The organism is Propionimicrobium sp. BV2F7, assembly GCF_000510445.1.
Classification (GTDB): Bacteria; Actinomycetota; Actinomycetes; order Propionibacteriales; family Propionibacteriaceae; genus Propionimicrobium; species Propionimicrobium lymphophilum.
In genome coordinates, this window is sequence record NZ_AZIS01000004.1 from 222,045 (window position 1) to 247,305 (window position 25,261).

Here is a 25,261-nt window from a genome sequence, read left to right on the forward strand (position 1 = left end):
CTCTAGATCTCCTTGCTGTTTGCGATTTCGCCGGTTGCCTCGTCCCAGGTCTGGGCGTCCTTGTGCGGCGTGATCACCAAGTGCGGCTTCGTGATTGACGGGTCAGGTAGCGGCGCGATGCCGGCGACGTCACCGTGTTCGGCCCGCAGCTCGTCGATCGGGCCCCAGTGCAGCGCCCTGGTTGGGCAGGCGTCGACGCAGGCGGGGTTCTGGCCGCTGGCGCGGTAGTCGTAGCACAGGTCACACTTACTCATGCGTCCGGTGTCGGAGTTGAGCTGTGGAGCGCCGTACGGGCAGGCCCATTGGCAGTATCGGCAGCCGATGCATTTGGTCTGATCGACGTAAACGGTGCCGTCTTCGCGGATGGTCATCGCTGTGGTCGGGCAGACCTCCACACAGATCGGGTCCTCACAGTGGTTACACGAAATGGACGTGTAATAGGAGAAGACGTTCGGGGATTCGGACTCGCCGTCCAAGTCTCCGCCAACGTATTCCACGACCTTTCGCCAGTTCACGCCGAGCGGCAGATCGTGCTTGTCCTTGCAGGAAATCTGGCAGGCGCGGCAGCCGTTGCAAAGTGTCTGGTCGAAATAGAACCCGAATCGTCCGTCTTTAGCGGTGAAATTCACTTCATCTGACATGGTGACCTACTTGGCTTTTCTGATCTGGACGTTGTTTGTGTACTGCGGGTTCGACTTTGCAAGAGCACTCGGGTGGTGCCTGGTCAGCACATTCGCGCAGCCGTTGCGGTCGATCGGAAAATCGTTGTCGTCGGTGCGTTCGGCGTCCGGCTTGTACCAGGCGCCCTCCGGAACCGAGCAAACCCCGCGGATGATTCTGGGCGTCACCTTCGCCTGCAGCTCGATGCAGCCGCGGTCGTTAAACACTTGCACCTTGTCGTTGTTTTCGATGCCCCTCGCCTTGGCGTCGGCAGGGTTGATCCAGACCACCTGATTGTGGGCCTCCTTGAGCCACGCCACGTTTCCGTACGAAGAGTGCGTGCGGCCCTTGAAGTGATAGCCGGTCATCTGCAGCGGATACTTTTCGTTGTTCTTGGCCGCCTCGGCGTCCTCCCATGTGTGGATGAACTCGGGGACGGCAGTGACGACGTCGCCCTCGGGCAGCTGCCAGGTTTCGGCTTTGTGCGCAACCTCGGGCGAATAGATCTCGATGAGGCCACTGGGTGTGTCGAGCGGGTTGGCCACCGGATCCTTACGGAAATCCTCAAGCCCGATCGCCGACGGGTTCATCCGCTTGTAGACGCCCTGTTCGCGCATCTGGTCGTAGCCGGGAATGTCCGGGTTCTCTTTGCGGGAGTCCTCGAAGATCTGGCGGGCCCATTCCAGCTGCGTCTTGCCCTCGGTGAACTTGTCCTCGATTCCCCAGCGCTTCGCGAGTTCCGTGCAGATCTCGTAGATCGGTTTTGAATCGTAGAGCGGCTCGGTTGCCTTGGAGCTGACCGCAAGGTAGCCCATGTTCGCGGCCAGACCCTGAGGAACGACGTCGTCTTCCTCTGTTGTCATCGTGCCGGGCAGCAGATAGTCGGCGTAGGCGGCAGACGCGGTCAGCTGGTTTTCGCAAACCACGATGAGTTCGGCCAGCGAATCGTCGGCTAGCACACGCCTGGAGTTGTTGACCTCGGAGTGCTGATTGATCAGCACGTTGGAGCCGTAGACCCACAGCGACTTGATGGGCACGTTCAGGTGCGGATCCTCGATTGGGTTGCCGTCGGCGTCCCAATCGCGCACACCGTCCTGGCCACGCATTTCGGGACCGCGCTCCATGGCATCCATCCACGAGAAATGCGAAATCTTCTTGGTGACGGGGTTCTCCACGGAGTTGTACGAGCTAGCGTCGAGCGCGATCCCGGAACTACCGACGAACGTGCCGGTGCCGCCGCCCTTGAGTCCGACGTTGCCAAGCATCGCGTTGAGCGTGATGATGGCACGCGCCGAGTTCTCGCCGTTGGCCTGACGCTGAGGCGCCCAGCCCTGCACGATCATCGACGGCTTGTTGTTGCCCAGCTCGCGGGCCAGGTTGATGATCTTCTCGGCGGGCACGCCAGTGATTCCCTCAGCCCACTGCGGAGTCTTCGGCGTGCCGTCGGGGCCCTTACCCTCGATGTAAGCGCGATAGGACGAGCCCGGCTTCGCACCCTCCGGCAAGTGGGCGTCGTCGAAACCCAGGCAGTATTTATCTAGGAACGCCTGATCGTGCAGCCCTTCGTCAAGCAGCACCCACGCGAGCCCTGCCGCCAGCGCGGCGTCGGTGCCGGGCTTCGGCGCGAGCCACTCGTCGGCCAGCAGCTGAACGGAGTCCGAGTAGCGCGGGTCAATTGCGACAACCTTGACCCCGGCCTTGCGCAGGAACTTGGGCAGGTAGAAAGCCTCGGAACCGCCAGACATCTTGGTCTCCATCGGCGAGTGACCCCACATGACGTACAGCTTGGTATTCACCAGGTCGTCGGTGGAGTTGGTATCGAAGTACCCGCCGTAGCAAACGCGCATGGCCTCCGTGATGCCGCCCGTGGAGTAGTCGCCGTAGTAGGTCAGGAAGCCGCCCTTCAAGCTAAGCAGTTTGGCGAGCGGGCCACCCGACGGCGAGTACGACTGCGAAACGCTGCAGCCGATGACGCCGGTGCCGTATGCAATGAACGACGACTCGGGCCCGTATTTGCCGAGGATCTCGTCGTATTTCTTTGCGATTTCGTCGAACGCCTGCTCCCAGCTGATCTTCTCCCACTGGCCCTCGCCGCGCTTAGTGCCGGGCTTGCGCTTCAGTGGGGTTTTTAGGCGATCAGGGTTGTAAATTCGCTGCCTGATTGAGCGCCCGCGCGGGCACGCAGGGATTCGCCACGGGGTGCCGTCCAACTTTTCGACGCCGGTGTTGTCCGGCAGTACGCGCACCACCTGACCGTCCTTGACCTGCAGGCGCAGCGGACAACGCGCACCGCAGTTGACCATGCAAGCCGACCACACGGTTTTATCGGCATCCAGCATTCCTGCCGTAGACCGGGCAGCCTTTTGATCGGCCGGGTACTCCGCGGGGGCACTGCAGGCGACCAGGCCTGCGCCAACGCCCGCAACGCCAGACCACTTTAGGAATGTGCGACGCGACGGCTTCGTTGCCGCCGGATCGGATACAGCCTCTGCTCGATCGACCATCAAAGCTCCTTTTTGTTTCCGCGCTTCGATAACCGCCTGAAACTTAAAGATTTCTTACGAGAACAACAACAGCCCAATAATAACCGAGGCTCAGCCGGATACAGGGATAGGACGACCTCAGTTAGTAAACGCCGAAAATCATCCCGTCTCATATTTTGAAACACCTTGTGATATGGTCGAGCCGTCGGATCTGGCTCGGCACAAGATCTTTATTCCACACCCGCGCGTTAATACCGCCGAATCGACAGCCGTGCCCCAACCTCGAAAGGTTTACGTGCCTGCAGTTCTGAATCATCTGCGCTCTCTGCTGCCTAACGTCGACGACCTCAGTGCCGTCAAAAAATATTGGCGCCAGGACATCCCCGCCGGAATCACGGTCGGGATCGTCGCGCTTCCGCTCGCCCTAGCATTCGCTATCTCCAGCGGGCTGAGCGCCGAGGCCGGACTGATCACTGCGATCATTGCCGGAACCATCGCTGCCGTCTTCGGTGGTTCGAACTACCAAATTTCGGGCCCGACGGGCGCTATGGCCGTGATCCTCGCGCCGATCGTCGCAGCTCACGGGGTGCACGTAGTGCCCCTACTGTGCGTGATGGCTGGGACGTTCATCGTGCTCGGCGGGCTTCTTGGGCTCGGCCGGGCGGTCTCGCTGATTCCCTGGCCGGTCATCGAAGGCTTCACGCTGGGCATTGCGGCCATTTTGTTCTTCCAGCAGGTGCCGAACATAATCGGCGTCGAGGCGAAATCTGGGCTTAGCACGCTGCCGGCCGCGTTCGAGGCGATCGCCCGCATCGACCCGACAACGGCGACGAAAACCGGGTTGACCTGCCTGGCGTCAATCGTCGTTATTGCTGCCTGTTCAAAGATTTCTAGAAAACTGCCCGGTTCGCTGATCGCAGTCGTCGTAGTGACGCTAGCCGTCTGGGCGATGGGCGTATCGATACCGACGATTGGCACAATCCCCAACTCTCTGCCCGCACCCATCATGCCGGAGTTTTCGATTCCGCTGGCCACCTCGCTGCTGCAGGGCTCGCTTGCCGTCGCAGCCCTGGCCGGAATCGAATCGCTGATTTCCGCGCGGATCGCCGCCGGCATGGTTCGCGGCGGCAGCTACAGCCCCGACCGTGAGCTGGTCGGGCAAGGCCTGGCCAGCGTGGCCAGCGGAATGTTCGGGGGCATGCCGGCGACGGGAGCCATCGTCCGCACGGCCGTCAACGTGCGCTCGGGTGGCCGCTCGAGACTGTCATCGATCGTTCATTCACTGCTGCTGATCGGTGTGGTCTATCTGGCCTCGACCGTGGTTTCAGTCATCCCGCTTTCGGTGTTGGCCGGCGTGCTGGCGGTGACCTGTTTCCGCATGGTCGACCCAGACACCATCCGTCAGGTGATGCGCTCCAACCGCTCCGACGCGCTGGTGTTCGTCGTCACCGCCATCATCACCGTCGGCCTGGACATTATCTGGGCGATCGCCGCTGGCATCGTCGTCTCGGGCGTGCTGGTGCTGAGACGAATGGCTAACCGCTCGGGCATCTTCCGCGAGGATCTGCCGTCCGATCCCAAGATCGCCATCCTGCGCATCGACGGCACAATGTTCTTCGGCGTGGGCGACCGAATCGAGCGAGAGCTCCCTCGCCTTGCCGGCGTCGACGTCGTTATCCTGCGACTGTCTCGCGTGGGTATCGTCGATGCGACCGGCGTGCGCGTGCTGGCCCAAATTGTCGGCAAGCTAGTAGACGCGGGCAACACCGTCCTTCTGAAAGGAATGCCGAAGCAGATTCAGGAGATGGCCAAGCGCATGGAGCTGGAGCAGGTGAGCCTGGACGAATACCTGTTCGCTGATCTGCCCAGCGCTATCGCGAAGGCCTGCCAGATCGCCGCCACCGGCGAGTCTCATTCCACGGCTACCGGACGTTTCAAGGCGATCGACTAGCCGTTGGAAAACCAGCGTTTAGCGCCAACGCCGCGATACAGTGCCTGGCGAACGCTGGAAGGAATTAGCCGGTAGAGGCCACGAACCAAGAGGTTCCTGAAAAACTGCGGGTAGGTCACTATGCCCTCGCGGAGCAGGGCTTTCTGCAACCGCAACTCAGAAGCGAGCATCTCCAAACCACCTCGGCGGTCGTAGGCGCCAGCTCCGACTCGATATTTGACCAGCACCTTCGGACTGTTCGCGCACGATACCCCGCCGTGCACGAGCCGAGCGAACAACCAGTAGTCCTCCATGCGTTCTAAGTGGCGATAGCCGCCAAACTCCAGAACCTTAGATTTGCGGTAGACCACGCTCGGGTGGTTGAACGGGTCACGGTATGTGACGACCTCGCGGATTTCGTCTTGGCTCACCGGCATCGACCGGATCATGCCAGGTTCAGTTTCGTCGCTTTCGAATTCTTCAACAGCTGAGCCCACCAGGTCGTGGCCTTGGGCGACCATCCGAATTTGGACGGCGAATCGCTCGGGCAGCGAGATGTCGTCCGCGTCGGCCCTGGCGACGACGTCGTGGGCGCATTCACCAAGGCCGAAGTTCAAAGCGGTGGCCAGTCCCTGGTTTTGTTCCAACCGCGCCACCCGCACGGGAACATCAGCCACCAGATCCTCGCGGCTACCCGCAGCAACCTCGGCTAGGAACTCGTCTACCTCGGGTTTCACTGGCCCGTCGCAAACCACGACGACCTCGGCAGGTTTCAGCGTCTGCTCAGCGCTCACCGACTTCAACGAGCGGGCGAAAAAGTCGACCGGGTCACCGATATATACCGGCAGCAGGACGCTGAAATCGGGCAATTCACTCATTGCCCGCACCCTGCTCGATCTGGGTGACCTCGTCGGCGACGGGCGTGCCCGCCAGCACCTCGGAATTCCTCCGCGGAAACTTGCAGCCGGCGGCGATTCCATCGCGCAGATATCCGAGCATCGCCCTGCGATCGCCGGATTTAAGAATCATTTTCGTCCAGCGCAGCAGCGTCTTACCGCCGAAGAGCAGCTTCTCAAGCGGGGATAAACCGTGAGAAAAACCGAAGACCCAGATCTTGTTGCGCACCTCATTGAAGAATCTTGGGCCCGGGTCTGCGGTGGAATTACCGAAGACCTTCGTGCGGTGCTCGACACGGGCGGCGTCGACGTAAAGCCCGATTCTCTTGCGTAGCAACCGGGCGGTGTATTCAAAATCATCGTTCCAGAGGAAATAGTCGGCAATGGGTAGGCCCTCTTCGCGCACTGCCTGGGCGTCGATCATGATCGCAACGAAAGAGGCCGTGCGGATCTGCCGCGCGCCGGCTTTTTTGGCATCGGTGTGCATCCGCTTGGGCATTCCGAACCGAGTGCGCGGCTTGTTCATTGGGTGTTCGCGTCCGTCAAACCAGTCGGCCCTGCAGGCCATAATGGCGGGCTCGCCGGGGTATTTCGCGAGGCTGGCCAACAACTCCGAAAGCGCTTTGGGTGTGGGGACGGTGTCGTCATCCATGATCCAGACGTAGTCGGCTCCCCTGCTGACCGCCCTGGCGATACCTGCCGCGAAGCCACCCGCACCGCCGAGATTCTCCGGCATGGTGATGACGTCGTCGACGATCTCGCTTTGGGCAAGAAACTCGGGGGTGGAGTCCGTGGAAGCGTTATCGACGACGACGATGTCGTCAACCTTGCGCTCCTGACAACCAAGAGCCGCAACGGTGTCACGCAAGATGTCAGCCCGATTCCACGCCACCACAACGGCGGCAACCCTAACACTCATAGCTACACATTAACGGTTATAAGTTTGCCGAACCTGCTTTTGGGGCTCGTCTATGTGCGCTTCTTCTTTTTCTCCGCGGCCCTCTTTTTGCCCTTGGGCCCGGCCTCGAGCGCGGCCAGGTTGGCCATCTCCAGTTGGGTGGGCATGTTGTATGCGCGCGCGGTGGAATCGTGCAGCTCGATTACCTTACGCCGGATTCGCTCGCTGAAGGCGTGCGCCACCTCTCCGGGCTGCGGACGAAGCGGGTTACCGTATGTTACGTAGACGTCGGGACGGCCCGATTTCCAGCGTTTGTTCTTCGCCGGCCAGGCCGCGAACGCGCCTACTAGCGCGGCAGGGACCACCTGGCAGTTAAACGAGATGGCCAGAGCCGCGGTACCCGGAGAGAACGGTCCCATGGCGCCCGTGCGGGATCTGGTTCCCTCAGGAAAAATCATCAGGGGGATGCCGTCGTTCAGAAGCTGCTTAGACATTCCCCGATGACTGCGGGTCGCGCCTCGGTTCACTGGGTATGCGTTCATGAAAAGCTCGACGGTTGCCGCACTAAACCTGTTCGTGAAGAAGTAATCGGCGGCCGCGCCTGTGGCTATCTTCTTGGAGAGCCGGGCAGGCAGCGACGTCATCAGCAACGGCCCGTCAAAGTGCGATGAGTGGTTCGCCACCAACAAGAAGGGCTCTTCGACGCCCTTCAACAGTTCGGTGCCGGAAACGTGCACGCTGATGGCCGTGTTCAACGCGGGCTTCAGCAACCCCCGCTGTGCACCCATCGAGGCCAATCGTTTCAGGGGCGACTTGAATCGGCGTCTGCCGCCACCGTAGTCGCCCATCTACTTAGCCTTTCGCGAAGAACGTATTTTCCTTGACACAAACCTTGGCAGAGCCGCTGGGCCGTGGTTCAGGAACCAAACGGCCAACCGCCACTGCAGCTTAGGCACCACTAATACTTTACCCGCCTTTGCACCCTTTAACGCAGCCCGGGCAACGTCCCGTGGCTCATTCCAGGCCCAACCGGGCAGCTTGGGGCGTTTAACCCCCGCTCGCGCGTGCAGCTCGGTCTTCACCCAGCCGGGACAGACGACGGTGGCCTGCACGCCAGTATCCGCCAGCTCGTCGGCGAGCGCCTGGGTATATGTGACGACCCAGCGTTTGATGGCGGAATAATTCCCCTTGATGATCCACGCGGAGACAGACCCGATGTTGATGATGGTTCCCTTGCCGTTCTCGACCATCGAGCGGCCGGCTGCGTCGGTGAGCAGTAGCACGGACGTGGCCATGACGTCCATTGCTCGCCGCTGGAGGTCGGTGTCGCCGCCGATCAGCGGCTCGTTGAGGCTGAACCCCGCGTTATTGACCAGCACCTCGACGGGATTTTCCCGCAAAAATTCTTGAATTTTATCGACGTCCTCGCGAACCCCGAGATCCCCGGGCAGCACCTGAGCCTCCACCCGATAGCGACCATGCAAGTCGCCAGCCACTTCCTTGAGCCGGTTTTCGTCTCTGGCGACGAGCACCAGGTCGTAGCCTTCGCTGGCCAGTTCGACCGCGAACGCGTGTCCGATGCCCGAAGTTGCTCCGGTGATCAGTGCTCTTGCCATACGTCTAAATCTACCTGCCTAAGGGGACTAGCGTGCATTTGGTTCGGTACGTAAAGGCCGGGTGGGCGTCATCCACGCCAACCCGGCCTCAAACTCTTTTTTTACTTGTTTTTTATTCGCCAGGCAACTTCGTCTCGGCTTCAGCCTTCGCTAGTTTCTCCGGATCGTCGCGCAGATCTTGGTCGGGGACGACGGCTGCCGTGCGCAGGGTGAACGTCGAATCGTGGCGCTTCACGCCCTCGGTTACGGTCTCCTCCAGCACGACGACCCCACCGAAAACTTTCCTGTCAATGCCCGACTGCTTCTTCACCCTGGGCTTGTGCCTTAGCTCGTTGATCTCGTTCAAGATCTGAGTTGATTGGCGTCTGGACACTAATTACTTCTTTCCTTTTCCCACCGCAAAATTTTCTAACCCAGGCTCGACCATAAACAAAAAGCGCCCGACTTTGAGGTCTAGGCGCTTTGTTGCTTCGCCCGGGAGGAGCCCTATGGGCCCCTCCTAGACGCTTATTTTTTTGATTACTTGCTGATCAGTGCCAGGGCCTGACGTGCCATGGCAAGTTCCTCGTTGGTGGGGATGACGCAGACCTTCACCTTAGAGTTCGGGGTGCTGATGACGCGCGGGGACTTGCTGCGCTGCGCGTTGGCCTCCTTGTCCAGCTCCACGCCGAACAGGCCGAGGCGCTCACAAGCCATCTCACGTATCTCGGCGGAATTCTCGCCGACGCCCGCGGTGAAGGTGATGGCGTCGAGGCCGCCCATGAGGGTGGCGTAGGCGCCGATGTAGAACACCAGGCGGTGGATGTAGACGTCGAGGCCAACCTTGGTGCGCTCGTCGCCGGAGTCAGCGGCCTCCTGGACGTCACGCATGTCGGTGTGACCGGTCAGACCAAGCATGCCAGACTTCTTGTTCAGCTCGGTGTCGATGCGCTGAGCGTCCCAGCCGAGCTCACGGCTCAGGTATGCGACAACACCCGGGTCGATGTCGCCGGAGCGGGTGCCCATAACCAAGCCGGCAAGCGGGGTAAGGCCCATGGAGGTCTCGACGGCGTGGCCGGCGTCCACCGCGGAGATGGATGCGCCGTTACCCAGGTGGCAGACGATCTGCTTCAGGTCGTCGCGGCCGAGCAGCTTAGCGGCCTCGCCGGAGACGAACTGGTGGCTGGTGCCGTGGAAGCCATACTTGCGGATCTGCAGCTTCTTGGCCAGTTCGGTGTCGATGGCGTAGGTGTGCGCCTCTGCGGGCAGGTCGGCGAAGAACGCGGTGTCAAAGATGCCGACATGCGGCACGTCGGTGAGCAGCTTTCGGGCGGCGTTGATGCCCTCGATGCCCGCCGGGTTGTGCAGCGGAGCCAGCGGCGACAGATCCTTCATGGTGTTCACGACTTCTTCGTCGATGAGAACGGGGGCGCTGAACTTTTCGCCGCCGTGAACGGTGCGGTGTGACACTGCCACGGTTGCCGACAGGTCAGGGCCGTGCTCGTCGAACAGCTTGAAAACGGTGGCCAGCGCAACCTCGTGGTTGGGCAGATCCTGGTCAACATGGAACTCGCCGGTCTCACCACTGAGCACCTCGTGGTCTACGGTGCCGGTGGTGCCGGTAGCGATTCGCTGCACCAGGCCCTTGGCGAGCACCTCCTCGGTCTCGGTGTCGATCATCTGGTACTTGATCGAGCTGGAGCCGCAGTTGAGTACAAGAATGGGCTTAGACATACAACGCCTTTCAATTAAAAAGTGGGTTCCGCTTCAGAATATCGTGCAACGGCGTCAATCGGCACCCCTACGGCACGGGTGGCACTTATGTGTAGGGGTTGGCGCGCGTTTGTGTAGCTAAGATTGGCTCATGACCCATCCGTTTTCTGATCGCTGGAACGACGACACCGAGCTTTACCCGCAGATTGCCGAGCTCGTCGAGGGGCGGCAGACCATTCTCGACGCCGGCTGCGGCGACGGTTCTCTGGCTTACTATTTGGCGGGTCTTGGCCACGAGGTGATCGGCGTCGACAACTATTTCAGCGGGAACCCGGAGGACCTGCCGGAGGAAACCGACCGGGCGCACTTTTTGCTTGCCGACGCCACCAATATGCCTTTTGGGTACGACTCTTTCGACGCGGTGGTTTCCGTCTCCATGCTGCACGAGACAAACGGGTCGCTCGCCATCGGTGAGATGCGCAAGGTGCTGAAACCGGACGGTCTCATCGTGATCGCGGATTCGGTGAAGCTGAACCCGCTGGGCGCGCTTTCCACCGGCATTCGGCGGGCATGGGTTGGACGCGGCAAGACGCCCAAACCCGCCGACACCATCAAGCCCGACCTGGGCTGGGTGAAGTCCCGCGAGGCCGTGACCAGCGGTCTGCCCGGCTGCATCTGGCGGAAGGTCGGCAGCGGCAGGTTCATCGCCACCTGGCAGCGCGATAACAATCTGGGTTAGAGCGCGCGACTGCTAGGCAAAATGCCTAGCCTAGAAGCATGGGCACGGCGAAAAAATCAACACTTTGGGTAGTCACTGGGGCAGAGGGTTTCCTGGGCAATAACGTCGTGTGACAATCTCAGCATGCCAGCCACGAACTGGCCAGCGAGGAGTTGGGTTATCAGACCCGTTCCCTATCCCAAACCATCGATGACCAGGTGCGATGGCTCTTTCGAATTAAGAAAAGGCGACTAACCGGCTAACCGTGGGTGAACAACCGATGACGAATTGGCGACATGGCTAGCCAAGACACTGACAACCTGCAAACATGGAAGCCTGGCTTCGCGCCGGACGCGTTTAACCAAAGATTGGAAGAACATGGCTGATCGACTCGATTTTTTGAACGGTGTGACCAAGCTGCACGGCTTCTACACCGAACAAGTTCGGATGCTAGCGCACGCCTACGATCTGAAGCTCGAGGACGCCGCCATGCTCCTCGACCAGTACGGCTACCACAACGTTGCGCGGGCGATTCTGGTTGAGCCGCAGTCCGACGAGCCCGAGTCCAAGGACCTACACGAGGCCAAAGGCCGAAAATCTTAGAGACAAAAATGTGGGGACGGCTCGTGTGCGTGCTGTCCCCACATTTTTGTCTAGACCTAGATCTTTGTGTCGGGCGTGCCGCAGAAAGCGTCGACGCTGGAGACACCCTTGAACTCGCTCTTGCCTTCTAGTTTGTCGACCAGCGCTTCGAGTGTGAAGTCCTTGTCGTCGTAGGCGTTAATGTAGGTCTTCACCTGCGGGACGTCGACCAGCGCGAACGGCGTGGAGACGGAGGCGTAGATCGTCGGCAGCTCGTGGATGTACCACGGGATGTCGACGGTTCCCTTCGTCGCCGGCCACATCACGCGCTCGAACGGCTGCATCATGCCGTCGATCTTGGCGATGCACAGCACCAGGTCGTATTTGTCTGTCAGCGCGGCGATCGGGGCCTTAGACGCGTAAATGTTCTTGACCGCCTCGGCCTGCTCCTCGGGGCTCATCTCGGCGAGCTTGTCGAATAGCGACTCGTGAATTGTGACGTCGTAGCCGCGCTCTTGAAGCAGCTTGCCGACCTTCTGCGCCGGGTGCTCGACCGCCCCACCGCCGCCGAAGCCGCGGGAGATCGGGTTGGGCGCGCTAGAGACCGGAACAACCAGCACCCGCTTGAACTGCGTGATCGGCAGGTTCTCGGGCTGGGCGTTCTTGACCAGCGTGATCGCCTCGTCGGCCAGGTCGACGGCCAGCTGCTTATTCTCGGGCAGCCCAATCTTCGCCATCGCCTCTTCCTTTGGCGGCAAGATCTGCTCGCGCGGGGTCTTGTGCAGACCGAGGCGGGCCTTCAGGCCAAGAATGCGCTCGAGGGCCTCCTGCAGACGTTTCTCGGTGATGACGCCATCCTTGTAGCCCTGCATCATCCACTCGAAGTCCTCGTCCGGATCGTTGAAGAACAGGAAGAGGTCGCAGCCGGCGGCGATGGCGTGCGGCAGCAGATCGCGACGGGCCATCGCGCCCGTCAGGCCAACCATGTGCGATGCGTCCGTGACGACCACGCCGTTGAAGCCCATCTTGCCGCGCAGCAGATCGGTGAGCAGTTCGTGGCTCAGCGTCGCCGGCAGCAGATCTCCATCACGCACGTCCGGGTTGAAGTGCTTCTGGTAGCTAGGCAGCATGATGTGGCCGGCCATGATGGACGGCAGCCCGTCGTCGATCAGGCCCTGGTAGACCTTGCCGAACGTGGCGTCCCACTCCTGGGTCGAATACGAGTTGATGGACGCCGAAAGGTGCTGGTCGCGATCGTCGATTCCGTCGCCGGGGAAGTGCTTCGCGGCAGGCATGATGCCGGACTCCATGATGCCCTTCATGTAGGCGCGGGAGCATTCGAGGACGTAGTCCGGGTCGGCACCGAAGGTCCTGTTGCTGATGATCGGGTTGCGCCAGTTGCGCATGATGTCGACGATGGGCGCGAACGACCAGTTGCAGCCGATGGCGCTAGCCTCTACGCCTGAGACGCGACCCATCTCATAGGCCCATTTTGAGTCGTTGGATGCGCCAACCTTGATCTCGAAGCCGACGTACGTGCCGTCGGTGCAGGCGCCGTTTCCGCCCGCCTCGGTATTGGCGGCGATGAGTAGCGGAATCTTGCTCTTGGTCTGCAGGATGTAGTTTTGCTCCCACACTTCCTCGGCCGTGCCGGGGTTATAGCGGACCGCGCCAATGTGATAGTCATCCAGGACGCCGGTGAGGTATTCTTCTGTCCTCTCGGCACCCATGTTCACAAAGAGCTGGCCGATTTTCTCTTCGATCGGCATATTTTCGATGGTTTCGCGCACCCACTTGATGTCCTCGTCGGCGAGGTTAAAGGGCTTGGCGGAAAGATCAACCATGACTCTCCTTAAGATCTAGTTTGTGTTTTAAGGCTAACCAGACCAAGGACCTAAAACCCGATGTTGCCATTCCTTGCGTCACGGCGCCTCGAAGCCCAAGTCGGTTCACATGCCCTGGTGACATTCTCGAACGACGGGCGCTGGCCTTAGGATCAATCCACCCAAAAGCCTGCATTATTTTGAATTATTCGAAATAATGTGGACATGGCTAATATTACTTTTGATTCCAAACCCGTTACCACCGTGGGCGAACTGCCTACCGTAGGCACCAAAGCCCCCGACTTCGTGCTTGTTGACAACGACCTCAACGAAATCAAGCTCTCCGATTACGCAGGCAAGCGCGTCCTGCTAAGCATCTTTCCGAGCGTCCAGACAGGCGTCTGCGCCATCGCGCTGCGCAACTTCAACAAGGAGGCCGCGGAGCTGGACAACGCTGTTGTGATCAACGTCAGCAAGGACCTACCTTTCGCATTCGCTAACTTCTGCGCGGCAGAGGGCATCGACAAAGTTGTGACAGCCTCCGCCTTCCGCTCCAGCTTCGGCGAGGATTACGGCGTAACCATGGCCGACGGCCCACTCATGGGTCTGCTTTCCCGCGCGGTCGTCGTGCTCGATGAGGACGGCGTCGTGCTCTACACCCAGCAGGTACCCGAGATCGGCACCGAACCCAACTACGACGAGGCGATAAAGGCCATCAAGCAGGCCTAAGCGCACATAAAAATTGCCCGGGAGACCGGGCAATTTTTTAGCAGTTTTTCGAGACGAATTCCTCGATCTTTTCGGTCACCAGGCCGGTATCCTCCAAGACGCTCCGCCAGTCGCGGACCAGGAAGGAGTGATCCCTGCCCTCAACCTCGACGATCTCGCCGCCGGTGGAACGGGCCGCGTCGGTGTCCCAATAGCTGTCGCTCGTGCCCCCGATCAGCAGCCGGGGAGCCGTGGATGCCTTGATGTCATCGACCACCTGGGCGTCGTTCAGGACAGGGGTGAACCAGACCGCAGGCACCGAATTCTCAGCTGTCCACTTGGCGCCCATCGAACCGATGGACTTGGCGACGACCAGCTGCTGCTTCGCGCCGGCCTGCGCGGACATCTCAGCTAGCGCCTCGTTCACCAGGGAACGAATTTCCTCGTCCTCGAGGCCCATCATGTCGATGTCGGCATACCAGATGGCCCAGCCGGCGTCTCTGAGAGCCAGCGCCGGGAAGATCAGCCCCGGAAGCGGGAAAGCGTAACGTTTACCAGGCAGGAAAAGTGCCGCCTTGCTCGAATCGGCGTTCGGCAGGTTTCGCTGCCACTTTGTGATTGCGTACCTTTTAGCCATATCTAAAACATATACCCACTTCGAAAAATCGGCAGCCGCGGTCCACTTATTTTTTAGCGGCTAGGTATATAAAAACTTGATAAAACGCTAAGCTTTTTGCCCACGAACATCTACCAACGACGGAGGATTCCGTGTCCGATAAAACCGACGATCTTTTTGCGCCGCCCGGCGAAAATTGGATTGCGCTCGATGCGCGATACCTGACCAAACGCAGGATCGACGTGCTCACGCAATGGCCTCTCCTCCTGGTGCCCATAGTGGTGGTCTGCTTCATTTTTACCCCCACCTGGCTGGCAGTGGCAGTTTTGCTCGCTGCGCTGATCTTCTTGGGCTACCGCGTCTGGCGCCAGAAGGCCCTCTACCAGGCATGGGGCTATGCGGAGCGCGACTCCGACCTCTACATCAAGCACGGCATTTTCTGGCGCAACCTCTCGATAGTTCCCTACGGCAGGATGCAGGCCATCGAGATCACCGCGGGGCCGATCTCCAGGTGGCTCGGGCTGGCAAACGTCGAACTTGTCACGGCAGCCACCGTCTCCGGCGGGACGATTCCCGGAGTTAACAAGGAAGAGGCGCAGCGGCTACGCGAACGTCTGCTGGCCAAGGGCGAGTTGCAGGCGGCCGGTCTATGAGCACCACCGATTTCCCGCCACCCACCCCCGACGAGGAAGTGGTGGACATCGAGCAGGCAGCGGCTAGTCCCGAAGCAAAGGTTGCAGAGCGCCCGCACCCGCTCAGCCCGATCGTCGACGGCTGGCTTTTCCTGGTGGCGATCGTCATCTACTTCGGCCAGGACGCTTTTCAATCTCTGCTGAGTGGCGACATTAAGCTGTCCGAGATCGGCGTGCTTGGCAAGGATTTCTGGATCCCTGCTCTCATCACTCTGGGCGTTTTGGTGCTGGCAATCGGCTTCGCCTTCGCGAACTGGTGGTTCACCCGTTTCGTGATCGACGACGATGAGGTGCGCATCGAACGCACGTTCATCGCGCACCAGTCCCAGCGAATCGCGTTCAGCAAGATCCAGTCCGTGGACATCAAGCAGCCGCTGGTTGCCCGGCTCCTCGGCCTGGCCGCGCTAAACATCGACGTCGGCGCCAACGCGTCCAAGAAGATCCAGTACCTGAAGCGCGACCGCGCATACAAGATGCGCGACTTCCTGATGGCCAGGGCGAACCGTGCTCAGACCTCTACGAGGGGCTTCGTCGCCCCGCCTCCGCAGGCAGCGGGGGCCGCTCCAGTCGCCCAGGCCAGCGCGCTGAGCAAACCGGGCGTGTTCGAGGACGTTCTGGGCTACGACCAGGTGATCGTGCGGGTTCCCGTCGGGCGCCTGATCGGCTCTCTCGTGCTTTCGACGGGCACGATCTGGGGTATCGCGTTCATCGCCATTTTCGTCGCGCTGGGACTCTTGATCCCCGGCGACGCCGCTGGGCTTTCCTTGATCGGCCTACTCCCGGCGGCTTTCGGCTACATCGGCTGGCTACTCAAGGAGCTCAAGGAGGGCTTCAACTACTCCCTAACCTGGACTAGCTCGGGGTTGAAGACCACGCACGGCCTGACCGAACTGATTTCCCGTTCCGTGCCCGTCCACCGCATCCAGGGCGTCCAGATCAGCCAGCCGCTGCTTTGGCGCCTGCTGGGTTGGAAACGGGTACGCATCGACGTCCTCGGCCACGGCATCAGTAGCGACGACGCGGGCGGCGGGATCCTGCTGCTGCCCGTTGGCAGCGACGACGAGGTAAAACGCGTGCTCGACGTCGCCATTCCCCAACTCGAACTGGAGACGATCCAGATGCGGCCCGCGGGCAAAAAGGCCCGTTGGATCCGCTGGTTCGACGCCCAGACCTTCACCTGGGGCTTCAACGACAAGGCGATCGTGGCCACCGGCCACATTCTGACGCACAAGGTGGATATCGTACCTCACGCCCGCGTCCAAGAGGTTCGCTTGAGCCAGGGCATCCTGCGGCGCTTACTGGGGTTGGCGGACGTCAACGCGGAAAACACGTCCGGGCCCGTCGACCTGTGCGCGAAGCTGCTGGACGCCAAAGATGCCAGAAAACTGGCGCTCGCCGAGCCGCAGATGATGCGAACCGCGCGCAGCGAAATGCTTGCCAACCCGCAAATCGAGCCGATAACGGCGTAGTCAGAGGGGGTGTCCTTGGAAATAGTGCGCTACCGCTATTAAAGGATGCCCTTTCGACCACTACAATGCTGGCATGACTGAAATTCTTGGCATCGATATCGGCGGCACCGGCATCAAGGGTGCCCTCGTCGATCTGGATCGCGGCGAGCTCACCAGCGAGCGCATCCGCATCCTGACTCCAAAGAACTCCACACCAAAGAATTGCGCGGACGTGGTCGCGAAGATGGTCCACAAATTCCGAAAGCGCCTCGACCCGGAGGCCCCCATCGGAATCGCCATCCCCGGCCCCATCGTGCACGGCACCGTCATGTTCATGGCCAACCTGCACAAGAGCTGGGTTGGCACCAACGCCGACGATCTGTTCAGCAAGAAGCTCAAGCGCCCCGTCTACCTGTGCAACGACGCCGACGCGGCAGGCTTCGCTGAGGCCCGCTATGGCGCGGCGAAGGGCGTCAACGACCTGGTCATTGTGACGACGCTGGGCACCGGCATCGGTTCGGCGATCATCTACAAGGGCCACCTGATTCCCAACACAGAGCTGGGCCACCTCGAGATCGACGGCCACGACGCCGAAACCCGCGCCTCTTCGGGGTATAAGACGAAGAAAAAGTTGAGCTACAAAGAATGGTCGAAGTGCCTACAGCGCTACTACGACGAGCTCGAGAAGCTGTTTTCTCCCGACCTGATCGTCGTTGGCGGCGGCATCAGTAAGCAGGCCGACAAGTTCCTGCCGCTGCTGAAGCTTAGGCCACGCATCGTCGCCGCGAAGCTGGAGAACCAGGCGGGAATCGTGGGCGCCGCTGCCCTCGCCGCAGAGCGTATGCCTGGCTACTCGCTGCCTTCGATGACGAACAACGAATGGTATAACTCGGCAGATTAAGCATAAGCAGGCGGCGCCGCTTTTTCGTGCCCGAATATCTGCCAAATCCAACTCGCTAACCCACCCACGGAAAGACAGAAGCTCCCTGACTAGGGGTGTTGCAAAACGGCTCCACGAATCAGGGATAAGCGAGTGTGATTTGTCACAGCTACTCAGGAAAAAGCTGACGCCGTTTTCTTAAACCACCCGTCCGAATCTCATAGATGTGAACGTTATCTTCATGAAAGTGAACGATCACATAGGAAAAGGCCTTCCTAACTTCAAGTTCGTTCACAATAATTTCGGTCAGCTCGGCAGTGCCGCCGAAACGATCGAAAGGACGAAGATGTCTTCGGAACATACAAAACTTTCTCAAGACCGTGAATACGTCGAATGCATTCAGAGCGCACCCGCTTTTTCATGGCGCGATAAGGTCGGCTACCTCCTAGGCGATCTTGGGGGCAACTCCCTTCAAGTATTGGTTAACGTCTACATGCTGATGTTCCTGGTAAACGTAATCGGCATAAAAGCCGCCCACTTTGCAGTCGTGATAGCGGTTTGTCGGATGTTAGATTCCTTAAACGACCCGATTATCGGGTCGATCGTGGATCACATGCGCGGTCGGTTCGATGGAAAATACAAGCGTTGGCTAGTTTGGATCCCGGTGCCCATGGCGCTGCTTACGGTTGCGCTTTTCTTCGACACTAGCTCGTGGCCGTATGCGATGAAGATGATCTACGCACTTGTGGCGTATTTCTTCTGGGGCGTTGTTTCCTCGTTCTGGAACATCCCCTACGGCACGATGCTGAACGCCATCACCACCGACGGCAAGCAGCGCACCGAGCTGTCCAACTTCCGAGCTATCGGCTCTACCGGCGCGTCGATTTTGGTCACGACTATTGCCCCGCTCATCGTCTTCGACGCCGTGAACACGCCGCAGGCTCCGGGATTCCTGGCGCTGTCTATCGGTCTTGGGGTGTTCTCCGCACTGTGCCTTTTTGGAACTTATAAACTTTGCCGGGAACGCATAGTTGTTTCGCTTGCTACGAAAAAACAGAAAGTCCATATGGGCAAGATGCTCGTTTCGTTCATCCATAATCGCCCAATGATTTCGATAATTTTGAGCTACATCGTTTTCAAGTTCTTTATTCAGACCATTAATTTGATGAACCAGTACGTCTTCCAGGCTTACTATCAGGACACCAAAATTCTTGCCGCAATTGGGCTTGGAAATATAATTCCGCTATTGCTCGGCATGGTGCTTTTAAAACAAGTACTAAAAATAATGCAGAAAAAGACCCTGGCTACCTATTGCGTACTGGTTGCGGCTATCTGTTACGCATTTCTTGCATTTGTTCCGGTACCGCCGACGGTCTGGATCGCCGTTCAACTCGTCGCAGCCTTCTTCCAAGGGTTCTTTACGCTACTCATCTGGGCACTAATCGCCGACGCGGTGGATTATCAGGCTTATTTGACGCGCCAGCGAAATGACGGCTTGGTTTATTCGACGGTGACTTTCGTGGTTTTCCTGGTAGCTTCCCTAGCAACATCATTTATCGCAGTCATCATCGACACTCTTGGCTACGATCCTACATTGCAGGCCAACCAAACTGCTCAAGTGGCAGAGGCCCTTCGCCTGACAGCAGGCCTGCTACCGGCTATCGGCTGCTTCCTCGTGTTTTTGATTTACCGCTTCGTCTACAACATGACCGATGAAAAGATGGCCGAAGTGCAGCAGGTGGTTAATTCGTTGTCTGAACACCTGGAATCTGAAATTGAAGAGACCACTAACACTTCCGAGGAGACCACAAAATAATGAAACGCGAAATAACTCCGCTAGGTAATGATTCTTTCCAGATAAGTGATTTTCGCCTAGATAACTATTACATTGTTGTTGGAGAAAGGCGCGCAGCAGTAATCGATAGCGGGTGCGGATTAACCGATCCACTTGCCGAAATTCACGAAATAACAGATCTACCCCTCACCCTCATTTGCACACATGGACATACCGACCACGTAGGCAACGCCTATCAATTCGATGACGTATATATGCACCCGGCAGACGAAGAAGTCGTTAAATCGCTCGGCTATAGCCCAGACTTCGTTAAATGGTACGTCGAGACTAGGGCACCGCTGCGAAACCCTGGCGAGGAAGTGCTCAAGGTACTTCTTGGCAGAGTACCTGAAACGATGCCACAAAACTTCGATTTCCGTCCTATCACCGGAGGCGAAAAATTCGACTTGGGTGGACGCGAACTGGAGATAATCGCGACTCCCGGCCACACGCCTGGCTCTTTGAGCGTGTTGGATTACAAGGCCAGGCTGCTCTACACAGGCGACGCGCTAAACGGTTCGAGCATTATTCCAACGAAGGAAGGCGGCACTAGGGACGAAATATCGCAGTTCCTAGAAAGCCTGAAAATAATGCTGGCGCACGGCGAGCACTTTGATTACACCTGCCCGGGTCACGACGGCGTTCGCTACGACAAATCCCTCATTACCGACTACATGAACCTTTGCGAGGGGCTACTTAGCGGCGAGTTAAAGGGCGACTACGAGGAAATCGGCATCCGCGCCGGCAAGGTGGTCAGGCAAGGTCAGGCAGAGTTTTGGTATGAGGCAGACCGCTAACGCTTGTTGATTCTCGGATAACCAGCTCGGGTTTTACTAATTTAACCCGGGCTGGTTCTTCGTTTAGAGCCGCCACCAATAAGTCCAGGATGCAGTCGACCACTTCGTCTAGAGGCTGCGTCACCGAGGTCAACGACGGGGTTAGATAAGAGGCCGAAATGGTGTCGTCGATGCCTGCCACCATGATGTCTGCGGGGATTCTTATTCCCTTTTCCCAACATACTCGCATTGCACCCATTGCCAGCATGTCGTTAGCGCAGAGCAGGGCTTGCGGCAACTGGTTAGCGCAGAAATAGTCTGCTACGGCCAGATACGCTTCATCCGGATAAAAGGATTTAACCTCGCAGATCGAATCCTGGATTTCATATTCGCTAGTTAATCGGTTCCAGCCATCTCGTCTTGCTGCGGCGTCCAGCCAATTATCGGGGCCAGCCAAGAAGCAAATTCGTTCCTTGCTCAAGGCTACAAAGTGTTCCACCAGTAGCCGCATAGTTTCTTCCTGATCGACGGCGACTCTGAAGATATCGGGCCCTAATTCTTCGCTAGTAACCGCGACGACCGGATAACTATGAGCTAGTGAAACGATCTCATCAGCCACCCACTTATGGGCGGCAATGACCACCAACGCGTCAACATTGCGTGCCAGCAGATCGTTCATGGCTACTCTGGCGTTTTTTACATCGTCGTTGAAAAAGGTCGCGGTGAGTGTGGCTAGCCCCTGCTGTTGGATTCGATAGGTAAGAATCGGCGCCACCGAACTTGGCCCGAATAAAGACCCTCCGTTGAGGATGATGCCTACCGCGCGCGATTTATTAGAGCGCAACGATCTCGCCGTAGCATTTGGCGTGTAACCGACCGCTCTAATTACAGCCGCAACCCGTTCACGGGTCTCTTCCCGAACAAGGTGCGGCTGATTGATGACCCTAGAGACGGTTTGGATAGAGACCTGGGCCAGATTAGCTACCTGACGCATAGAAGGTTTAGACATTCACGTCACCTCTACCTTGTTGGCGCCTACTCTGTTCGCCATCGAACAGGCATAAGCCTAGCGCAAGTCAAAGCTCATGATCGGGCTCATTTGTGGTGTCGCGAGCGAAAGCAACTCGTCCTTTTGTTGCCTGACAAAACGTGGTTGGTGAACCTATCCGAATAGGCCCAATTCCCCACATCTAGGGGTGTTGCAAAACGGCTCCACGAATCAGGGATTAGCGAGTGTGATTTGTCACATTCTTTCCGGCGCGACGATACCAAGCAGCTCTAGGCCAGCGGCCAGCACCTGTTTTGTGGCGGCCACCAGGCCGAGACGGCTGGCACGAACCTCGTCGGCGCTCTTTAGCACCGGACACTTCTCGTAGAACTTCGAGAACTTGTCGGCCAGCTCGTAGAGGTAGCCGCATAACTTGTGCGGAGTCAGATCGGCGGCGACGACGTGGACGGCGTTACCGAAACCGCTCAGCAGCAGAGCCAGATCCTGCTCTGCCGGTTCCGCGAGCTGCCCGACCTCGCTGGGCTGGAAGCCGCGGGCCTCGGCCTCGCGCAGAATGTTCGCGCAGCGGGCGTGCGCGTACTGCAGGTAAGGGCCGGTGTCGCCACTGGTGGCCGTCATGCGCTCGACGTCGAAGACGTAGTCCTTCTGAAGACCGGAGCTGAGGTCGGCGTATTTGATCGCCGCAAGCGCCACCTCCGGGGTGGCATTCTTCTCGGCGTCGTCAAGCAGATCGTCAAGGTGAACCGCAGTGCCTTCGCGGGTCTTGAAAGGCTTGCCGTCGGGGCCGAGCACCATGCCGAAGCCGACGTGTTCGGCCTTGACGGAATCGGGCAGATAGCCAGCCTTTCGGGCCACGGCGAAGGCCAGCGCGAAGTGGTTGGCCTGGCGGGCGTCCGTGACGTAGATGATTCGATCGGCTTTCAACTCGTTGACGCGGTAGCGGATGGCAGCGATGTCCGTGACGTCATAGCCGTAGCCGCCCGCAGAGTTACGAATGATGGCCGGAGCGTCGAAACCGTCGACGAAGACTACGAGAGCACCCTGATCCTCGACGGCAATGCCACGGCTCTGCAGATCCTCGGCAACCTGGTTGAGAAACTCGTTGTATGTGGACTCGCCGGCCAGATCGCCGTCGTCCAGCAGCACGTTCAAGCGGCGATAGGTGTTGTTGAAGCCGGCCTTGCTGATCTCGATCAGGCGTTCCCAGATCTCGCGAGTGGCCTCGTCGCCGCCCTGCAGCTTGACGACGCGAGCGCGGGCGCGGTCGGCAAACTCCTCGCTGGAGTTCAACGACTCATTAGCGCGCTTGTAGAGCTCCTCGGCGCCGGCTAGGTCTAGCGAACCGAGATCGAGGTCTTCGTCGATGATCTGCTCGATGAGCATGCCGAACTGGCGTCCCCAATCGCCGATGTGGTTCTGGGCGATGACATCCTCGCCGGTGGCGGAAAGCACCCGGTTGAAGCAGTCGCCGATGATCGTCGAGCGCAGGTGGCCGACGTGCATCTGCTTGGCGACGTTAGGGCTGGAGTAGTCGATTACAACGCGCTCCGGCTCGGCTACCTGGGAGATGCCGAGATTCTCGTCGGCGGCAAGCTTATTGACGGCGGCTGCCAGCACCGAGGTCTTCAGCCTGAAGTTGATGAAACCGGGGCCCGCGATGTCTGGGGTCTCGCACAGGTCGTCGATTTCGAGCTTATCCACGATGCGCTGCGCCATTTCTCGGGGCGGCACGCCCTCGGTCTTGGCCAGCCGCAATGCGACGTTGGACTGGAAGTGGCCGAACTGCGGCTTGGTGGCAGGCCGGAGTTCGGGGTCGACGCCTGCGACGGCCTCGACGCGCTCGGAAAGTAGTGCGGGCAAAGAAGTCATAGAGTTATTGTTCCACGACTGACAAGGTTGAGGCCATTAAGCTACTAGTAGGAGTTTCTAGGCGAGGAAAAATATGCGAATTTCTGTCATCGGATGCGGCTATCTGGGCGCGGTGCACGCTGCTTGCATGGCCAGCCTGGGCCACGAGGTGATCGGCGTCGACGTGAACGCCGCCAAGGTCGCCAAGCTCAACGCGGGCGAGCCGCCGTTCTTCGAGCCGGGCTTCAAAGAAATACTCTCCGAGCAGGTGAAGTCCGGACGTCTCGCCTTCACTTGCGAGTACGCGGACGCGGCAGATGCCCAGATCAGCTTCATCGCGGTCGGCACCCCGCAGTCTTCGTCACGAAACGCTGCGGACATGAGCTACGTCGAGTCCGCGCTCGACGGGCTGCTGACGAACTTGACCGGCGACGAACCGAAGCTGATCGTGGGCAAATCGACGGTGCCGGTCGGCACAGCAGAGGCAATATCACGCCGCCTAGCAGGAAAGAGCCTGCTGGTGTGGAATCCGGAATTTCTGCGCGAGGGCTTCGCCGTCGACGACACCTTGCACCCGGACAGGATCGTCTATGGGCTACCCGCTGACCCGGGCGACGCAAAAACCGCCCAGGGGCTCCTGGACGAGTGCTACTCCCTACTGCTGGCTGAGGGCATCCCCCGCTTACTGACCGACTATGCAACAGCAGAACTCGTCAAGGTGGCCGCCAACAGTTTCCTCGCCACAAAGATCAGCTTCATCAACGCGATGGCAGAGCTGTGTGACGCGTCCGGCGCAGACGTCACCAAGCTGGCGGAGGCCATCGGCTACGACGATCGAATCGGCAAAAAATTTCTGCGCGCGGGGCTCGGCTTCGGCGGCGGCTGCCTACCTAAGGACATCCGGGCGTTCATGGCCAGGGCCGGCGAACTGGGCGTCGAGCAGGCGCTCACCTTCCTACGCGAGGTGGACACCGTCAACTTGCGCTCCCGCCAGCGGGCCGTCGAAATTGCCAAAGAAATGGCCGGCGGCACTTTCGTCGGACGTCGGGTGGCCGTTCTGGGTGCCGCGTTCAAGCCCAACAGCGACGACCTGCGCGACTCCCCCGCCCTGGACATCGCTCAGCAGATTTCAGCCAGGGGCGCCGACATGGTGATCACCGACCCGCAAGCAACCGACGGGCTGCGAGCCAAGCGCCCGAACCTCTGCGTAGTAAACACGGCAGAAGAGGCTATGCGCAACGCCGATGTCACCGTGCTCGGCACCGAGTGGCGCGAATATGTCGAATTAGATCCTGCCGAGGCAAAAATCTGGGTGCGCCAGCCGAATATCCTCGACGGCAGAAACGTCCTGGATGCTGCGGCGTGGCAGGCCGCCGGGTGGAACTACCGCGGAATCGGACGCCGCTAGCGAGGCCTGGCCAGCGCGTCGGCAACCTCCGAGCTGGGCTCGCCGACGTCCGGGGTGTGGTCAAAGATGGCGTTGATCATCAGCTTGACGTTCGCCCCAAGCTCTCGGCGCTGATACCTGTTGTAGGCGTCATTTTTGATCTTTATGACGTCCGCCGACCCGATGGCGTCCACGCCCTGCAACTGGCAGGCAGCAACCGTCCTGGGCAGGTGGTAGTCCTGGCTAACCACGGTTAGCTGGTCGACGCCGAAGCGCCGCTTTGCCACCGCACACGACGTGTAGGAGTTGTCGCCACCCTCGTCAAGCACGATGTCGCGGTAATCGACGCCCTGCTCCATCAGATACGAGCGCATGGTCTTTGGCTCGTTGTCACTGATCGAGCCCGAAACGATCAACACCTTCGCCTTGCCCGAGTGGTAGAGATCGGCGGCGACGTCGAGGCGACCCTTCAGATATGGCGAGGGCCTGTCGCCCCACACGGAAGCCCCCATCACCATCGCCACGTCCCTGGACGGCGTCTCCTCAACCGAGTAATAGATCCGACCGCTGGACTCCGCCAGCACGACGGCGAGCGGAACGATGAAGACCAGCGCGGCGATGATCAGCACGGCCAAGATCACGCGCAGCAGCCCGAAGCCGCAACCACCAGTCTTTTTCGCCATGCGAACAGTTTAATCGCCGGACAGAAACGTCAAACAATGAAAAGCGGGAGGAGACCATTTGGTCTCCTCCCGCCGCTACCGT

General features: G+C 59.5%; 23 protein-coding genes. 10 read left to right on the forward strand and 13 right to left on the reverse strand.

The window, feature by feature from the left end:
• Window positions 1–2: 2 nt before the first annotated feature.
• Entirely contained in the window at window positions 3–641 is a 639-nt protein-coding gene (locus tag HMPREF1255_RS05390; protein ID WP_016455175.1) for a DMSO/selenate family reductase complex B subunit, read from the reverse strand.
• 6 nt (window positions 642–647) lie between these two features.
• Complete coding sequence (locus HMPREF1255_RS05395; protein WP_024111047.1) at window positions 648–3,164, reverse strand: DMSO/selenate family reductase complex A subunit; 2,517 nt, start codon at window positions 3,162–3,164, stop codon at window positions 648–650.
• Between the two features lie 274 nt (window positions 3,165–3,438).
• On the opposite strand from HMPREF1255_RS05395, the gene HMPREF1255_RS05400 reads away from it, so the two are divergent.
• Window positions 3,439–5,094, forward strand: coding sequence for a SulP family inorganic anion transporter (locus tag HMPREF1255_RS05400; RefSeq protein ID WP_036917357.1), 1,656 nt, complete (start codon window positions 3,439–3,441; stop codon window positions 5,092–5,094).
• Here the strand turns inward: HMPREF1255_RS05400 and HMPREF1255_RS05405 are convergent.
• The 6 genes from HMPREF1255_RS05405 to HMPREF1255_RS05430 form a co-directional block, all read right to left on the reverse strand.
• Window positions 5,091–5,951, reverse strand: coding sequence for a glycosyltransferase (locus tag HMPREF1255_RS05405; RefSeq protein ID WP_016455172.1), 861 nt, complete (start codon window positions 5,949–5,951; stop codon window positions 5,091–5,093). The genes HMPREF1255_RS05400 and HMPREF1255_RS05405 overlap by 4 nt on opposite strands.
• Complete coding sequence (locus tag HMPREF1255_RS05410; protein ID WP_016455171.1) at window positions 5,944–6,888, reverse strand: glycosyltransferase; 945 nt, start codon at window positions 6,886–6,888, stop codon at window positions 5,944–5,946. The genes HMPREF1255_RS05405 and HMPREF1255_RS05410 overlap by 8 nt, the downstream gene beginning before the upstream one ends.
• Window positions 6,889–6,938: 50 nt before the next feature.
• Complete coding sequence (locus HMPREF1255_RS05415; protein ID WP_016455170.1) at window positions 6,939–7,715, reverse strand: lysophospholipid acyltransferase family protein; 777 nt, start codon at window positions 7,713–7,715, stop codon at window positions 6,939–6,941.
• Entirely contained in the window at window positions 7,716–8,483 is a 768-nt protein-coding gene (locus tag HMPREF1255_RS05420) for an SDR family oxidoreductase (protein WP_016455169.1), read from the reverse strand.
• Between the two features lie 112 nt (window positions 8,484–8,595).
• Window positions 8,596–8,856, reverse strand: coding sequence for a hypothetical protein (locus HMPREF1255_RS05425; RefSeq protein WP_024110998.1), 261 nt, complete (start codon window positions 8,854–8,856; stop codon window positions 8,596–8,598).
• Window positions 8,857–9,002: 146 nt separating this feature from the next.
• The gene (locus HMPREF1255_RS05430; protein WP_024111243.1) at window positions 9,003–10,196 is read right to left on the reverse strand and encodes an acetate/propionate family kinase; all 1,194 of its coding nucleotides are present in this window, start codon (window positions 10,194–10,196) and stop codon (window positions 9,003–9,005) included.
• Between the two features lie 130 nt (window positions 10,197–10,326).
• Here HMPREF1255_RS05430 and HMPREF1255_RS09410 point away from each other — a divergent pair, with 130 nt between their 5' ends.
• Both HMPREF1255_RS09410 and HMPREF1255_RS05440 read left to right on the forward strand, forming a co-directional pair.
• Entirely contained in the window at window positions 10,327–10,914 is a 588-nt protein-coding gene (locus HMPREF1255_RS09410; RefSeq protein ID WP_024111237.1) for a class I SAM-dependent methyltransferase, read from the forward strand.
• Between the two features lie 357 nt (window positions 10,915–11,271).
• The gene (locus tag HMPREF1255_RS05440; RefSeq protein WP_016455165.1) at window positions 11,272–11,496 is read left to right on the forward strand and encodes a hypothetical protein; all 225 of its coding nucleotides are present in this window, start codon (window positions 11,272–11,274) and stop codon (window positions 11,494–11,496) included.
• Window positions 11,497–11,552: 56 nt separating this feature from the next.
• Here HMPREF1255_RS05440 and HMPREF1255_RS05445 read toward each other — a convergent pair whose 3' ends face one another.
• On the reverse strand, window positions 11,553–13,319 hold the full coding sequence (locus tag HMPREF1255_RS05445; protein ID WP_024111204.1) for a glycoside hydrolase family 3 protein: 1,767 nt from the start codon (window positions 13,317–13,319) through the stop codon (window positions 11,553–11,555).
• 204 nt (window positions 13,320–13,523) lie between these two features.
• On the opposite strand from HMPREF1255_RS05445, the gene tpx reads away from it, so the two are divergent.
• Window positions 13,524–14,027 carry a thiol peroxidase gene (gene tpx, locus HMPREF1255_RS05450; protein ID WP_036917214.1) on the forward strand — a complete coding sequence of 168 codons (504 nt, stop codon included), beginning with the start codon at window positions 13,524–13,526 and terminating at the stop codon, window positions 14,025–14,027.
• 37 nt (window positions 14,028–14,064) lie between these two features.
• On the opposite strand, the gene HMPREF1255_RS09415 is transcribed toward tpx, so the two are convergent.
• Window positions 14,065–14,643 (reverse strand): hypothetical protein, encoded by a 579-nt coding sequence (locus HMPREF1255_RS09415; protein ID WP_024111070.1) that lies wholly within the window; start codon window positions 14,641–14,643, stop codon window positions 14,065–14,067.
• A 131-nt stretch (window positions 14,644–14,774) separates the two neighbouring features.
• On the opposite strand from HMPREF1255_RS09415, the gene HMPREF1255_RS05460 reads away from it, so the two are divergent.
• The 5 genes from HMPREF1255_RS05460 (at window position 14,775) to HMPREF1255_RS05480 (ending at window position 20,273) form a co-directional block, all read left to right on the forward strand.
• On the forward strand, window positions 14,775–15,275 hold the full coding sequence (locus tag HMPREF1255_RS05460; RefSeq protein ID WP_016455154.1) for a PH domain-containing protein: 501 nt from the start codon (window positions 14,775–14,777) through the stop codon (window positions 15,273–15,275).
• Complete coding sequence (locus HMPREF1255_RS05465) at window positions 15,272–16,783, forward strand: PH domain-containing protein (protein ID WP_024111010.1); 1,512 nt, start codon at window positions 15,272–15,274, stop codon at window positions 16,781–16,783. Before HMPREF1255_RS05460 ends, HMPREF1255_RS05465 begins: the two co-directional genes overlap by 4 nt.
• A gap of 73 nt (window positions 16,784–16,856) precedes the next feature.
• Window positions 16,857–17,663 carry a polyphosphate--glucose phosphotransferase gene (gene ppgK / locus HMPREF1255_RS05470; protein WP_024111092.1) on the forward strand — a complete coding sequence of 269 codons (807 nt, stop codon included), beginning with the start codon at window positions 16,857–16,859 and terminating at the stop codon, window positions 17,661–17,663.
• A 220-nt stretch (window positions 17,664–17,883) separates the two neighbouring features.
• Window positions 17,884–19,458 carry an MFS transporter gene (locus HMPREF1255_RS05475; RefSeq protein ID WP_024111174.1) on the forward strand — a complete coding sequence of 525 codons (1,575 nt, stop codon included), beginning with the start codon at window positions 17,884–17,886 and terminating at the stop codon, window positions 19,456–19,458.
• Window positions 19,458–20,273, forward strand: a complete 816-nt coding sequence (locus HMPREF1255_RS05480; protein ID WP_024111024.1) for an MBL fold metallo-hydrolase — start codon at window positions 19,458–19,460, stop codon at window positions 20,271–20,273. The genes HMPREF1255_RS05475 and HMPREF1255_RS05480 overlap by 1 nt, the downstream gene beginning before the upstream one ends.
• Here the strand turns inward: HMPREF1255_RS05480 and HMPREF1255_RS05485 are convergent.
• Both HMPREF1255_RS05485 and argS read right to left on the reverse strand, forming a co-directional pair.
• Complete coding sequence (locus HMPREF1255_RS05485) at window positions 20,230–21,261, reverse strand: LacI family DNA-binding transcriptional regulator (protein ID WP_024111225.1); 1,032 nt, start codon at window positions 21,259–21,261, stop codon at window positions 20,230–20,232. The genes HMPREF1255_RS05480 and HMPREF1255_RS05485 overlap by 44 nt on opposite strands.
• A gap of 234 nt (window positions 21,262–21,495) precedes the next feature.
• Window positions 21,496–23,130, reverse strand: coding sequence for an arginine--tRNA ligase (gene argS / locus HMPREF1255_RS05490; protein WP_024111239.1), 1,635 nt, complete (start codon window positions 23,128–23,130; stop codon window positions 21,496–21,498).
• A gap of 73 nt (window positions 23,131–23,203) precedes the next feature.
• On the opposite strand from argS, the gene HMPREF1255_RS05495 reads away from it, so the two are divergent.
• Complete coding sequence (locus HMPREF1255_RS05495; protein ID WP_016455147.1) at window positions 23,204–24,517, forward strand: UDP-glucose/GDP-mannose dehydrogenase family protein; 1,314 nt, start codon at window positions 23,204–23,206, stop codon at window positions 24,515–24,517.
• Here the strand turns inward: HMPREF1255_RS05495 and HMPREF1255_RS05500 are convergent.
• Window positions 24,514–25,179: a vancomycin high temperature exclusion protein gene (locus HMPREF1255_RS05500; RefSeq protein WP_016455146.1), complete on the reverse strand. Its 666-nt coding sequence runs from the start codon at window positions 25,177–25,179 to the stop codon at window positions 24,514–24,516. The two genes, HMPREF1255_RS05495 and HMPREF1255_RS05500, sit on opposite strands and share 4 nt — an antisense overlap.
• Window positions 25,180–25,261 lie beyond the last annotated feature (82 nt).